Here is a 12306-nt window from a genome sequence, read left to right as displayed (position 1 = left end):
ATTTTTTAATACCACGCTGGAAGCTCTCTAGAACCACCCGCATAGCAGGTGGTTTTCAAAACATACAACAAAAAAGGCCTACCGGAGGGGACCGGTAGGCAAGGAGTAAAAATGAAAAAGTGTTTGTTAGGGTTGTTTGTTGGTATGCTTATATATTACCGAGTAAATGTGAAGTTTTTGTGACGAAAATCTTGGAAAGTTATTAAGATATTATTTGTCAAATTAAGCGAGACAAAACTTTCCATTTACGTAACTCAAAAAAACTTCTAATGGTGTTTGGTAATTTAGTGATTTTCTAGGGATATGGTTTCTTTTGGAAACCACGGATGAGATAAATCCTTGATTGACCTGATTGAAGTCCATTTCTTTTGGTAGTCCATCTTTTCGGAGGAGTCCGTTTGAATGTTCATTTAATCCCCGTTGGGAAGGCGTTCCTGGGCCTGCGAAATAAATATCAATATCATTCGTATTACTAATACTTTTTCCAATTAGAGAATTCTTTTCCACAATCAAAAGTGATTGATTTGAAAAGAATTTTGGGTACGGATTGAAGCCATTCATTAATCGCATTTTCAATATCAACTGCCTTACGGCCTTCTGGTTTCAAGGCTATAGGGGCTTTTGAAAGTCGCTCAACGAGTGTGATGACGGAACTTTTATGGTGGATGCCGACAATCGTATCACCCTCTAAATGTCCAAATTCTTCTTCGAAAACGATATGATCTTTTTCACGTTCAGAAATATTTCTTTTGAATGCCTGTTTTCCACGTTTTTTCTTATAACAATTTAGTTTTCGTTTTCCTTGCATCGGTAAATGTAAAACATTGAATTCTCCCGTCTTAAACCGGCGATAGAGGGTACTTACTGAACAAGAGAAGGTTCGCTCTGCATGGCCAATAATGACGTCTGGGGTCCAACCTTCAGTTGATCTTTTTGCAATGTATTCTTTTTCCTCTTCAGGAAAAATGATTTCCGTTCTTCCGCAACGTCGCTTATTTTCTTTGTATTGTTCAAAGTATTCAAATGCTGTTCCACCGCGTTTGAGAAAGTTATAGACATTGTAAATTGCTTGACGTCCACGTTTCAGCTGTTTCGCAACGATAGCAATCGGAGTTTCTTGATGAAAATATGCTTCTATCATTACAAGCTCGTTTGGTGTAAGAGGGGTATAAGTCATTTATGTTCACTCTCCTTGTATGCTTTAGCGGGTATTACAATTTGAGTGTAACATAAATGGCTTTTTTATTTGTCTCGCTTAATTATACAAACGGCGAGATTTAGAAGTCGCTGCAAATCGCCAAATAATGCCACCAGCAAAACCAATTAGTGCTGGTAAGAGCCAACCCATACCAATGTCAAATAGTGGAAAGACCGTTTCACCAAAGCCAATCAAGTTTTGAGCGACGATATTATTACGAATAAAATCAGGGCTCGCATTTAATCCATCGATGATTGATGCAATTAGTGTAAAGAGCGTCGTCATTTGATAAACTCGTGGATCGTGGTTAAATAAAGGACCGAAAATGGCGAGTAAGATTAAAGTCATTGCTAATGGATAAAGAAACATTAAGACTGGAATCGAAAAAGTAATAATATTTGTTAAACCGACATTCGCGAAAGTCGCGGCCATTAAATTGACAATGGTTGCAAAAAATAAGTAGTTACCTTTTGGAAATAATTCGACAAATGTTTCAGAAAAAGCGGTTGTTAAACCAATTGCTGTTTTTAAACAAGCAGAAATAACGACTAGCGCAAGAATGATACTACCAAAGGAACCTAAATAATGTTGAGCGATTTGAGCTAAGGCGATTCCGCCATTTTCACTCAATTCAAAAGCACCCAAGCTTTTTGCCCCCATATATGAAAGCAATGTATAAATTAATCCCATTAATAAAATACTGATAGCGCCTGATTTAATGGTATCAATGGCGATGGTTTTGGGTTGAGTGACGCCACGATTTTGAATAGTTTTTACGATGATAATTCCAAAAGCTAAAGAAGCTAAGGCATCCAGTGTATTATAGCCTTCAGTAAATCCAGTAAAGAAGGCGTAGTTTTGATAAACATGTTGAACTGGAGCATCAGCTACAGCACCCAACGGTTGTAAGAAAGAAAACAAGATTAAGATACTTAATAAGACTAAGAAAAATGGATTTAAATATTTTCCAATATAATCAAATAATTTTGAGGGTTTACGTGCTAACAACCAAGTTGCTAAGAAGAAAAGAGCACTAAAAATCGCTAGGCCATTAGTCAATTGCTCTTTCGGTAAGTTTGTTGCAAAGGCGATTTCAAAAGAAGTCGTCGCCAGACGCGGTAAAGCAAAGAACGGACCAATGACTAAGTATAGTAGGATTGTAAACACAAAGGCATATTTGCGATGAACCTTGGAAGCTAAATCAAAGAGCCCTTGACTTTTTGAACTACCGATTGCAATCACGCCTAAAAAGGGCAGTCCAATTCCGGTAACTAAGAAACCTAAATTAGCCCAGAAGGTATTGGCACCAGCCATCTGACCCATATGAACGGGGAAAATTAAGTTTCCAGCTCCAAAGAAAAGGCCAAAAAGCATTGAGCCAATGGTTAAATAATCGGTGAATGTTAATTTTTTTTCCATTAATTCTCCTCATTTCAGTTTTAATTTGATATAAAAATATCAAATTAATGATTCATTAGCAATTGTTCTAGTAGATTTTTCAGTGAATTCTTATTGAACTGCTAATCGAATCTCACAATCATTCGTCTTTTGTTGTGGAACGTTAAAAAATACTAGTCAACAATCGACTAGTATTTTCGTGGTTAGCCTTCTAAAATTCGCTTTAAGAAGACTTTTGTTCGTTCTTCTTTTGGTTGTCCAAAGATGGCTTCAGGCGTTCCTTCTTCTGCGATGACACCTTTATCCATGAAAATCACGCGGTCAGAGACTTCTTTAGCGAAGCCCATTTCGTGAGTTACAATGACCATTGTTAAACCCGAGTCAGCTAAATCTTTCATTGTTTTAAGAACTTCACCAACCATTTCAGGATCGAGAGCTGAAGTTGGTTCATCGAATAACATGACTTCCGGATTCATTGATAAGGCACGCGCAATGGCCACCCGTTGTTTTTGTCCACCAGATAATTGATTAGGTTTCGCCGATTGGAATTGTCTCATCCCAACTTTTTCTAAGTTTTCTAGCGCAATTTGTTTCGCTTCTTCAGGATTACGTCTCAAAACACTAATTTGTCCAGCAGTACAGTTTTCTAAGACGTTCATATTGTTAAATAAGTTAAATGATTGGAAAACCATGCCAAGATGCGTCCGATAATTAGGTAAATTATAGCCTTTTGTTAAGACGTTTTCACCATTATATAAAATTTCACCACTTGTTGGTTTTTCTAATAAGTTGATACAGCGTAGTAAAGTCGATTTACCAGAACCTGAAGAACCAATGATTGTCAGTACTTCACCTTTATTTACAGTTAGGCCGATATCTTTTAAAACTTCATTTTCGCCGTAACTCTTTTTTAAATGATTGATTTCAATAATTTTAGACATAATGATTCTCCTATTCTTGACCTTCTGCGATTTCTTCGACCTTAATGTAAGCCGATGGACCATCCATTTTTTTCTCCATTAAACGAAGTAAACGAGTGGCAGTCAAAGTCATTACTAAGTAAATAACACCAACAATTAAGAATGTTTGGAAGAACTGATAGTTTGTTCCAGCAGCGGCAGTTCCTTGGAAGAACAAGTCGGTTACACTAATCACACTTAGGACTGCGGTATCTTTAATATTAATTACCGTTTCATTCCCGATGGCCGGTAAGATGTTGCGGATAACTTGTGGTAAGACGACTTTGCCCATCGTTTGAGAGTGGGTCATACCAATCGCTTGAGCGGCTTCAAATTGACCACGATCAACAGCGAAAATTCCACCACGTACAATTTCAGACATGTAAGCACCGGTATTAATTGAAACGATTAATAGCGCTGCGACTGTACGGTTTAAGTCAATTCCAAAAGCTAAGGCTAAACCGTAAAAGATAACCATCGCTTGTACCATCATAGGTGTACCACGGAAAACTTCAATATAAATTGTTAATAAAATATCACCTATTTTTTGGAAAAAGCGAGTCACTGGATTATCGCTAATTGGAATCGTCCGGAAGACTCCAACTAAAAGACCAATAATTGTTCCAGCAATCGTTGAAAAAATCGCGATGAATAAAGTTAAACCAGCGCCTTTTAGGAAAAGGATACCGTAATCATCAATGATTTTTTTGAAACTAGATAAAAGTGTTGTTTCTTCGCTCTTATTAGCCGAAGGTTGATTTTTAATCGCAGCATCCATCATTGCTGTACGTTCTTCAGCAGAAATACCAGCTAAAATTTGATTGACTTCTTGAACTAAAGGATCATTTTTACGCATACCAATCGCAATTTGCACATCTTCAGGATTGGTTTGGAAACCATCTTCTTCACTGAATTCAATCATTTTGAATTTATCATTGACACTAGTTGCTGTCACGCCTTCAGGACGCTCCGTTACATATCCATCAATAATCCCAGAATCAAGTGCCACACGCATTGCAGAAAAATCTTTCATTGGATCTTGATAAACGACATCAGGAATTTGTTCAACGACGGTATAATGGAAAGTATTTAATTGTCCGGTAATTTTAGCACCTGCAAAATCATTGATTGAAGTAGCATTCGCATAGGAACTATTTTGACGAGTTACGACCACTAAGTGCGACTCATAATAAGCATCGGTAAAGTCAATTTGTTGACGGCGTTCTTCAGTCGGTGACATCCCGGCAATAATCGCATCGATTTTACCGGATTCTAAGGCTGGAACTAAGCCATCCCATTGTGTTGGAACAATGACTAATTCACGACCCATTTCTTCGGCTACGCGTTTTGCAATTTCGACATCATAACCACCGGCAAATGCTCCTTTGTCTCCTGATTTTGGTACGGCGCCATTTTTGTCGCTCGTTTGGGTCCAGTTAAACGGTGCATAAGCCGTTTCCATTCCAACTCGCAATTGATTTTCCGGTGTTTTATCGTCAGCCATCACAGACGTGCTTCCAATTAAAAAGGAAGCGATGAAACTCATTAATAAAAACAGTGTCATTCTTTTTTTCATTATAATCCTCTTTTCTAAATGATTTACGAGGCTTTCACAGTAAGAGAAAGTGGGTTGAAACACAAAAAACAGCCGGATTCTAAAGTTAGAAAGCGGCTGTGGACAGACAAAAAGTAACTATCGACAAACTCCTCACATAACAATAGCGCATCTTAGTCTAAACTAAGACAGTTCGCAAGTTATTCGCTTGCGACCCAACAATTTTTAGAAAGCAGCTAAAAATTGTTTCGGCGATGTTCCCTAGTCCTGCGTCAAAGTGTTGCTTCACTCGACAGGGTTAATGAACCTCGCGACCTCTACCTGGTTGAAGGTATCTCGTATTCAATTGGTACTCATTCTAGCGCATTTTATGCAGTGTGTCAAATCGTGATGAAAATCGAGAAGCTGTATTTATCAAGAAACAAAAGAATTACTAGAAATAGTGTTTAAAAAGGATAAAATAGATTGTAAGGAGTCCTCTGTACTGGTCCGATGAAGATAGTGTGTATTGCCTAGAGTCTCAATCATCGATTGAGTATTAAAATAGATTGATCTTTGGTATTCGTCTTTTCGAAAAGGCTGACAGATAATTAGACTGTTTGTTTTTTTGTTCAGTTTTGTTTGGCTCACAAAGTTTAGATTAGTGGTTAATTTTTGACCTTCATGATAAAAGGTGCTATTTCCCTTGTGGTAGCGTTTAATCAGTTGTTCTTTGATTGATCTAATCTTCTTTTTATCTGCAACGGTCCACTGACTATCCATCAATAGCGCTTCGCACTCGACAGGACTTAATGTATCAAGGTGTTTTGTTGCATTAATATAATTTTGATCATTTTCAAACAAATTGTCGGATTCGATAGTTATAGGCTCAAAAAGAATCAAACCGATAACGTTTTGATAGGTATTACTGTATTCTTTTGCGTAGATTCCTCCAACTGAATGCGCAACAAAGATAATATTCGTCAATGATAAATTGGTAATCAGTGCATGAAGTTCAGCAAGAATCGTCTGAATGTCCCTAGAGTGACTCGTCTCATCACTTTCTCCACGACCTAAGGGATCAATAAAGAATAAATTGCCAGATGGACTTAGCCCATGGGCTAAACTTTTAAAATCAAAATAAGCTTCTTCACCACCGAAGCCTGCTAGAAAAATAAAATTAAAAAGTGGTTGACTCGAATGTTGGGATACATAATAACTGATTTTCCCATTGTTGTGGTTAAAAAAATGATGTTCAACGGATTCTTCATTCATTTTATTCTCACTCCTTTTTTGAGAGGATGTAAAAGAATCGATTCGAAGAAAAACCTTCGAATCGATTCTAAATAATTATGCTACTTTTGCTTTTGGTTCACGACCTAAAACGGCTTGAACAACCGTTAATCCACCCATCACAGCTAGAACTGCGTAAATTAAACTTGAATATTGAGTAACGCCGAATCCCCATGTGCGGAAAATAACTAAAGCAATTGCTAAAACGATCATTGCCATCACATTAAAGAATGCGAATGCCCATAGATTTCCGTTTTCTTTACGTACGAAGTAAAAAATAGAGAAGTATAAGCTAAGCGCTGTCCATGCGATACAAACTAAAATAATTGCCCAATAAATAATTGATGCTAACATTTGTTTTTCACCTCACTTAAATCATTCCTCCCAATTTTAACACCTTTTGGAAAGCTTGTCATGAAAAATTTGTGAAAAAAACTACGTATTTTTCGATTTTAAAGAAATTTCCCCTAACAAGGAAGTTTTCGGTATAATGAAGGTATTCAATTACGCTTTTGAGCGAAAAGATTAGATGATTATAGTTTTGGAGGAATCAAATATGAACGAAAAAAATCCATTGGCAATTCCACGTCAAAAAATCGATGCGATTGATACGCAAATTATTGCTTTACTTGAAGAGCGTATGACAGCTGTTGCTGAAGTTATCCGGATTAAAAAAGAAGAAAAAATCGCCATCTTAGATACAGGACGCGAAGCAGACGTCTTAGAAAATGTTCGCAAACGTGTTGAAAATCAAAAATATGCCGATACAATCGTCGCAACTTTTGAAGATATTATGCGTCAATCGCGTCACTATCAAAACCAACAATTGGAGGATTAAGCGATGTTAGAGGGAGAAGAAAGACGTCAGGCGATAGTGGCTCGTTTAAAAGCGTCGAATCTAGCCATTAGCGCGAGTAAGTTTGCCGAAGAATTTGGAGTGAGCCGTCAAGTGATTGTCGGCGATGTCGCCTTATTAAGAGCTGCTGGTGAAGAAATTATTGCCACGGCAAGAGGCTATAAGTTAGAAAAAATAGCACCAGAAACAGGCTATGTTGCCAAAATTGCGGTCCAACATGGGAAAGAAGCAACGCAAGAAGAGTTAGAAATTATTCTTTCTTTTGGTGCTGAGGTAATTGATGTAATTGTCGAACATGAATTGTATGGAGAACTTGTTGGTAGTTTGCATATTCGCAATCAAGAAGACATTCAGCGCTTCATGGAAAAATATCGAAAGTCGAAAGCTAATTTATTATCGCAACTAACGAATGGGATCCATTTACATACAATTCGATATCAAAGAGCAACCGATTTAGATAAAATTAAAGCAGCTCTAGCTGAAAAAGGGATTTTATATCAAGGTTAAGTCCAAAAGTCGAACAAATTTATTTTTTTGAAATAATTTGATTGACAATGATGAAAAAATCCTGTAAATTAGGTGGCACATACAAATAGTTAATCTGATGAAAAGGAAAGTATACTTGGATGCTTTAAAGAGAGGCTCTGGTCGGTGAGAAGAGCTAAGTTCAAGAAAAGTAGAAAATGGCCTTGGAGGATAATTTGTCGATAAGTAGGCAAATTCGGAAAATGTTTCACCGTTAAAAGAAACGCCAATTTTTCACATGAAAATGTTGGGTCTAAGGGAAGGTAACTTCTAAACAAAAGGTGGTAACACGATATTCGTCCTTTTACTAGTTTCGGCTAGTAAAGGGATTTTTTTGTTTTTTTAGAGCTAGAAAGGTTGGGTTAAGGAGTGATTTTTCACTCGAATAGAGGTGGTACCACGTTTAAAAAAGCGTCCTCAAGCAAGTAAGTCAGTGTCTTATTTGTTTGAGGGTGCTTTTTTTGTATCCCTCAATCATACAATAGCAAAATTCAGGAGGAAGAACATGATTGAATTAAAAGATATTTCGGTTATTTTTAATCAAAAGAACCGTCAAATTACAGCAGTAACAGATGTGGATTTAACAATTGAAAAAGGCGATGTTTATGGTATTGTTGGCTACTCAGGTGCCGGTAAAAGTACCTTAGTTCGAGTGATTAACTTATTACAACGTCCGACAACTGGCAACGTCATCGTTGATGGTGTGGAATTTACAACATTAAAACCAAAAGAATTACGTGAAAAACGTAAAAATATTGGAATGATTTTCCAACATTTTAACTTAATGGACAGTCGAACAATTTTTGAAAATGTTGATTTTTCACTAAAATATGCAGGAAAAAAGAAAGCTGAGCGTCAGAAAAAAGTGGCCGAGCTACTTGAGTTAGTTGGATTAGCAGATAAAGTGAATGCCTATCCTAGTCAATTATCTGGTGGGCAAAAACAACGGGTGGCGATTGCTAGAGCATTAGCGAATGACCCAGAAATTTTACTTTGCGATGAAGCAACAAGTGCTTTGGACCCAAAAACGACCTTACAAATTTTAGCGCTATTAAAAGAATTAAATAAAAAACTAGGTTTAACCATTGTATTGATTACACATGAGATGCAAGTTGTCAAAGAGATTTGTAATAAGGTGGCGGTAATGGAAGATGGACGTGTGATTGAACACGGGGATAGCGTCCAAATCTTTAGCCAACCTAAAGAACATTTAACAAGAGATTTTATCCGGACAGCAACGCATGTCGATCAAGCGTTAGAAACTATTTTGGGCCATCAGAAATTCTCGAAAATTGCCGATGATGAGTGGTTGGTTGAACTATCTTATGTAGGTGAACAAACAGGTCAACCAATTATTGCAGAATTATTCAGCAAGTACGATGTTGTAACGAATATTTTATACGGGAACGTTGAAATTATTCAAGAAGTGCCATTAGGTAGCTTGTTAGTTACCTTAAAAGGTGACAGTGACAACCGCCAACAAGCCGTAACGTTCTTAAAAGAACAAGGCGTTAATGTAACGATTATTAAAGAATCTACTCAAGGAGGTATCTAATCATGAATTTTTTACAAACTTATTTTCCAAATGTAATGGAAATTCCAGATGAATTTATTAAAGCGACAATTGAGACATTATATATGTCGTTTTGGTCATCGCTAATTGGAGGAATACTGGGAGTTTTCTTCGGAGTTATACTTGTTGTGACTCGTCCGGGAGGAATTTTAGAACAACGCGGGACATTTGTCCTACTCGATCAAACTGTCAATATTGTACGGTCAATACCATTTATTATTTTACTATCGTTATTAGTTGTCTTCACTCGTTTTATTGTGGGAACATCGATAGGTGCAAAAGCAGCATTGGTGCCATTAACGATTAGTGTGATTCCATTTTTTGCTCGCCAAATTGAGATTGCCTTATTAGAAGTTGATCCCGGGGTAATTGAGGCAGCTGAATCGATGGGGACAAGCCCCTTGGGAATTGTCTTTCGGGTTTATTTAAAAGAAGGGCTGTCTGGAATTGTTCGTGTATCAGCATTAACTTTTATTAACATTATTGGTTTAACTACGATGGCGGGAGCCGTTGGAGCAGGTGGTTTAGGGAGTTTGGCGATCACACGTGGTCATAATCGATACCAAACGGATGTTACAATTGTGGCGATGTTAATTATTTTAATTTTTGTTTTCATTAGTCAAGCGATTAGTAACTTGATTATTAAAAAAATAACGCACTAAACAAATAAGGGGGAAATGAAAATGAAAAAGATTTATTCATTCGGTTTAGCAGCAGTTGCTTTATTGGTTTTAGCAACAGGTTGTGGTCAAAAAGCAGATGCGTCAAAGGAAAATGGCGCGCAAGGTAAAGAAGAAGTAACAGTTAAACTAGGTATTATTGGGGCAGATACGGACGTTTGGGATAATGTTCAAGCTCGCTTGAAAGATGAAGGAATTAACTTAGAATACGTAAAATTCACCGAATATAGTCAACCAAATACGGCATTGGCGAGTGGTGATATCGATTTGAACTCGTTCCAACATCAATTTTTCTTAGATAATTTCAATGCTGAACACGGAACTGATTTAGTTTCAATTGGTAACACAGTTAACGCACCATTAGGTATTTATTCAGAGAAAGTGAAAGATGTTTCAGAAGTTAAAGAAGGCGATAAAGTGGCCATTCCTAATGATGTAACGAACGGTGGTCGTGCTTTAAACTTATTGGAATCGGCTGGTTTAATCAAAGTCGATCCAGCCAAAAAACAGGCACCGACTGTTTCAGATGTGACAGAAAACAAATTGAACATTGAAATTGTTGAATTAGAAGCGTCACAAACGGCCCGTGCGTTACAAGACGTAACCATTTCAGTAATTAATAGCGGCATGGCTGTTGATGCTGGTTTTATCCCAACGGAAGATGCGATTTTCTTAGAGCCAGTCGATGAAGCGTCACGCCCATATGTGAACATTATCGTGGCAAGAGCAGAAGATAAAGACAATGAAGCCTATCAAAAAGTTGTCACAGCTTATCAAAATGATGAAACAATCAAAGTGATTGAAGAAACATCAAAAGGTTCAAGTATTCCAGCGTGGGAAGCATTTGGTTCAAAATAAAAAGGGTCTAATTAAAAAGGAGCGAATTGGTTATGACAGTTGAAACACAAACAAAAACAAAGCATCAAATTATTGAGGAATTTATTCAAGAAAGTTTACCAAAGTATCAAGCGTTAGCACTCGATATTCATGAACATCCAGAAGTTAGTAATTATGAGGTTTATTCTTCACAAGTTTTAGTCGATCAATTGCTTGCTGAAGGTTTTGACGTTAAAAAAGATGTGGCTGGTCACCACACAGGTTTTGACGCACGCTATAAATCGGGTAAACCCGGTCCAACATTGTCTTTCTTAGCGGAATATGATGCTTTACCAGGCATTGGTCATGCTTGTGGACATAACTTATTCGGTAACTATTCAGCATTAGCGGCAAGTGCTTTAAAACAAGTGATTGACGAAGTTGGTGGCGAAATTCGTGTTTATGGTACACCGGGTGAAGAAGGTGGCGAGAATGGTTCAGCGAAAGGCAGTTTTGTTCGTGAAGGATTCTTTGATGATGTCGATGCGGCACTGTGTATTCATCCAGGTCATCGCTATTCAAAAACTTCGACAGGACTAGCTAACGATCCTGTTGATATTAACTTTTATGGTCGCGCAAGTCATGCGGCTGGTGCACCGGAAAAAGGAATCAACGCTTTAGAAGCCGTGATTCAAGTCTTTAATAGTATCAATGCCTTACGTTTACACTTGCCAAAAGATGTTAATATTCACGGTGTGATCACAAACGGTGGTGTGGCAGCGAACGTTGTTCCAGATTTTGCTTCTGCACGTTTTTACTTACGTGCAGCCAATCGTTCAACCTTGAATGAGGTTTATGCTAAAGTTGAGAACATTGTCAAAGCAGCCGCTTTAGCAACGGGTGCAACTTATGAATTTGGCTTATTCCAAAATTCTGTGGATGACATTATTGTGACGGATTCCTTTGATGAATTATTCTTTAGTCATGCAGCGTCTTCAGGTGTTCCAGAAGAAGAAATCGTTGAAACGAAAAAACAAAGTTTAGGTTCATCGGATGTTGGTAATGTTAGCCAAGTCATTCCAACCATTCAACCGACTGTTTCAATTTCAGACGATTACATTGCTGGACACTCAATCGAATTTAAAGCAGCCGCTCGTAGTGAAAAAGGTCTAAATTCAATCGGAATTGCCGCTAATTTATTAGCTAAAACAGCACTCGATTTATTAGAACAACCTGAACTATTAGAAAAAATTAAAAAAGATCACCAAGCAAGCCTTGCAAAAGGTAATTAATAGAACGGAAAGAAAGAGATTTTCTAAAAATCTCTTTTTTTGTCTATTCTGAGAAGCATCGCTAGGTCGTTGCAGAGAGCTTTAAGAATTGTAAAAGATTCATCTAAAATACAACCTACATAACATGAAAATATGAGTGTCGTATTAGGTACTAGAGTCGGATGAAATCACCAATAATTAAT

11 protein-coding genes, 1 pseudogene, 1 riboswitch and 1 other annotated feature are annotated in these 12306 nt (G+C 37.3%); of the genes and pseudogenes, 6 read left to right on the top strand and 6 right to left on the bottom strand.

From position 1 onward, the window contains the following. Window positions 1-222: 222 nt before the first annotated feature. From ACFO3L_RS01780 to ACFO3L_RS01755, 6 genes and pseudogenes are all read right to left on the bottom strand, one after another. Window positions 223-1177: pseudogene (locus tag ACFO3L_RS01780) on the bottom strand (IS30 family transposase). Window positions 1178-1255: 78 nt separating this feature from the next. Further along, window positions 1256-2617 (bottom strand): branched-chain amino acid transport system II carrier protein, encoded by a 1362-nt coding sequence (gene brnQ, locus ACFO3L_RS01775; RefSeq protein WP_379963243.1) that lies wholly within the window; start codon window positions 2615-2617, stop codon window positions 1256-1258. 182 nt (window positions 2618-2799) lie between these two features. Next, entirely contained in the window at window positions 2800-3537 is a 738-nt protein-coding gene (locus ACFO3L_RS01770; protein ID WP_379963241.1) for an amino acid ABC transporter ATP-binding protein, read from the bottom strand. Between the two features lie 10 nt (window positions 3538-3547). Beyond that, complete coding sequence (locus ACFO3L_RS01765; protein WP_379963239.1) at window positions 3548-5131, bottom strand: ABC transporter permease subunit; 1584 nt, start codon at window positions 5129-5131, stop codon at window positions 3548-3550. Window positions 5132-5266: 135 nt separating this feature from the next. Then, window positions 5267-5438: riboswitch (Lysine riboswitch) on the bottom strand. 86 nt (window positions 5439-5524) lie between these two features. Next, window positions 5525-6364: an alpha/beta fold hydrolase gene (locus tag ACFO3L_RS01760; protein ID WP_379963237.1), complete on the bottom strand. Its 840-nt coding sequence runs from the start codon at window positions 6362-6364 to the stop codon at window positions 5525-5527. 75 nt (window positions 6365-6439) lie between these two features. Continuing rightward, on the bottom strand, window positions 6440-6736 hold the full coding sequence (locus ACFO3L_RS01755; protein ID WP_379963235.1) for a hypothetical protein: 297 nt from the start codon (window positions 6734-6736) through the stop codon (window positions 6440-6442). A gap of 202 nt (window positions 6737-6938) precedes the next feature. On the opposite strand from ACFO3L_RS01755, the gene ACFO3L_RS01750 reads away from it, so the two are divergent. From ACFO3L_RS01750 to ACFO3L_RS01725, 6 genes are all read left to right on the top strand, one after another. Beyond that, on the top strand, window positions 6939-7220 hold the full coding sequence (locus ACFO3L_RS01750; protein ID WP_379963233.1) for a chorismate mutase: 282 nt from the start codon (window positions 6939-6941) through the stop codon (window positions 7218-7220). 3 nt (window positions 7221-7223) lie between these two features. Beyond that, window positions 7224-7745 carry a transcription repressor NadR gene (locus tag ACFO3L_RS01745; protein WP_379963231.1) on the top strand — a complete coding sequence of 174 codons (522 nt, stop codon included), beginning with the start codon at window positions 7224-7226 and terminating at the stop codon, window positions 7743-7745. A gap of 88 nt (window positions 7746-7833) precedes the next feature. After that, window positions 7834-8070, top strand: a binding site (T-box leader). 198 nt (window positions 8071-8268) lie between these two features. Then, window positions 8269-9318, top strand: coding sequence for a methionine ABC transporter ATP-binding protein (locus ACFO3L_RS01740; RefSeq protein ID WP_379963229.1), 1050 nt, complete (start codon window positions 8269-8271; stop codon window positions 9316-9318). A gap of 2 nt (window positions 9319-9320) precedes the next feature. After that, window positions 9321-9998 carry a methionine ABC transporter permease gene (locus ACFO3L_RS01735; RefSeq protein ID WP_379963227.1) on the top strand — a complete coding sequence of 226 codons (678 nt, stop codon included), beginning with the start codon at window positions 9321-9323 and terminating at the stop codon, window positions 9996-9998. Between the two features lie 21 nt (window positions 9999-10019). After that, a complete protein-coding gene (locus tag ACFO3L_RS01730) occupies window positions 10020-10874 on the top strand; it encodes a MetQ/NlpA family ABC transporter substrate-binding protein (protein WP_379963225.1) in 855 nt (284 codons plus the stop codon). A gap of 32 nt (window positions 10875-10906) precedes the next feature. Then, a complete protein-coding gene (locus ACFO3L_RS01725; protein ID WP_379963223.1) occupies window positions 10907-12124 on the top strand; it encodes a M20 family metallopeptidase in 1218 nt (405 codons plus the stop codon). Window positions 12125-12306: the final 182 nt, after the last annotated feature.

The sequence above is a fragment of the Enterococcus eurekensis genome (assembly GCF_042654605.1).
Classification (GTDB): domain Bacteria; phylum Bacillota; class Bacilli; order Lactobacillales; family Enterococcaceae; genus Enterococcus_I; species Enterococcus_I eurekensis.
This window is presented reverse-complemented; position numbering and strand designations above follow the sequence as displayed.

Bases quoted from the DNA above. Each gene is read 5' to 3' on its own strand.
- brnQ (WP_379963243.1), bottom strand. From the start codon at position 2,617: ATGGAAAAAAAATTAACATTCACCGATTATTTAACCATTGGCTCAATG.
- ACFO3L_RS01770 (WP_379963241.1), bottom strand. From the start codon at position 3,537: ATGTCTAAAATTATTGAAATCAATCATTTAAAAAAGAGTTACGGCGAA.
- ACFO3L_RS01765 (WP_379963239.1), bottom strand. From the start codon at position 5,131: ATGAAAAAAAGAATGACACTGTTTTTATTAATGAGTTTCATCGCTTCC.
- ACFO3L_RS01760 (WP_379963237.1), bottom strand. From the start codon at position 6,364: ATGAATGAAGAATCCGTTGAACATCATTTTTTTAACCACAACAATGGG.
- ACFO3L_RS01755 (WP_379963235.1), bottom strand. From the start codon at position 6,736: ATGTTAGCATCAATTATTTATTGGGCAATTATTTTAGTTTGTATCGCA.
- ACFO3L_RS01750 (WP_379963233.1), top strand. From the start codon at position 6,939: ATGAACGAAAAAAATCCATTGGCAATTCCACGTCAAAAAATCGATGCG.
- ACFO3L_RS01745 (WP_379963231.1), top strand. From the start codon at position 7,224: ATGTTAGAGGGAGAAGAAAGACGTCAGGCGATAGTGGCTCGTTTAAAA.
- ACFO3L_RS01740 (WP_379963229.1), top strand. From the start codon at position 8,269: ATGATTGAATTAAAAGATATTTCGGTTATTTTTAATCAAAAGAACCGT.
- ACFO3L_RS01735 (WP_379963227.1), top strand. From the start codon at position 9,321: ATGAATTTTTTACAAACTTATTTTCCAAATGTAATGGAAATTCCAGAT.
- ACFO3L_RS01730 (WP_379963225.1), top strand. From the start codon at position 10,020: ATGAAAAAGATTTATTCATTCGGTTTAGCAGCAGTTGCTTTATTGGTT.
- ACFO3L_RS01725 (WP_379963223.1), top strand. From the start codon at position 10,907: ATGACAGTTGAAACACAAACAAAAACAAAGCATCAAATTATTGAGGAA.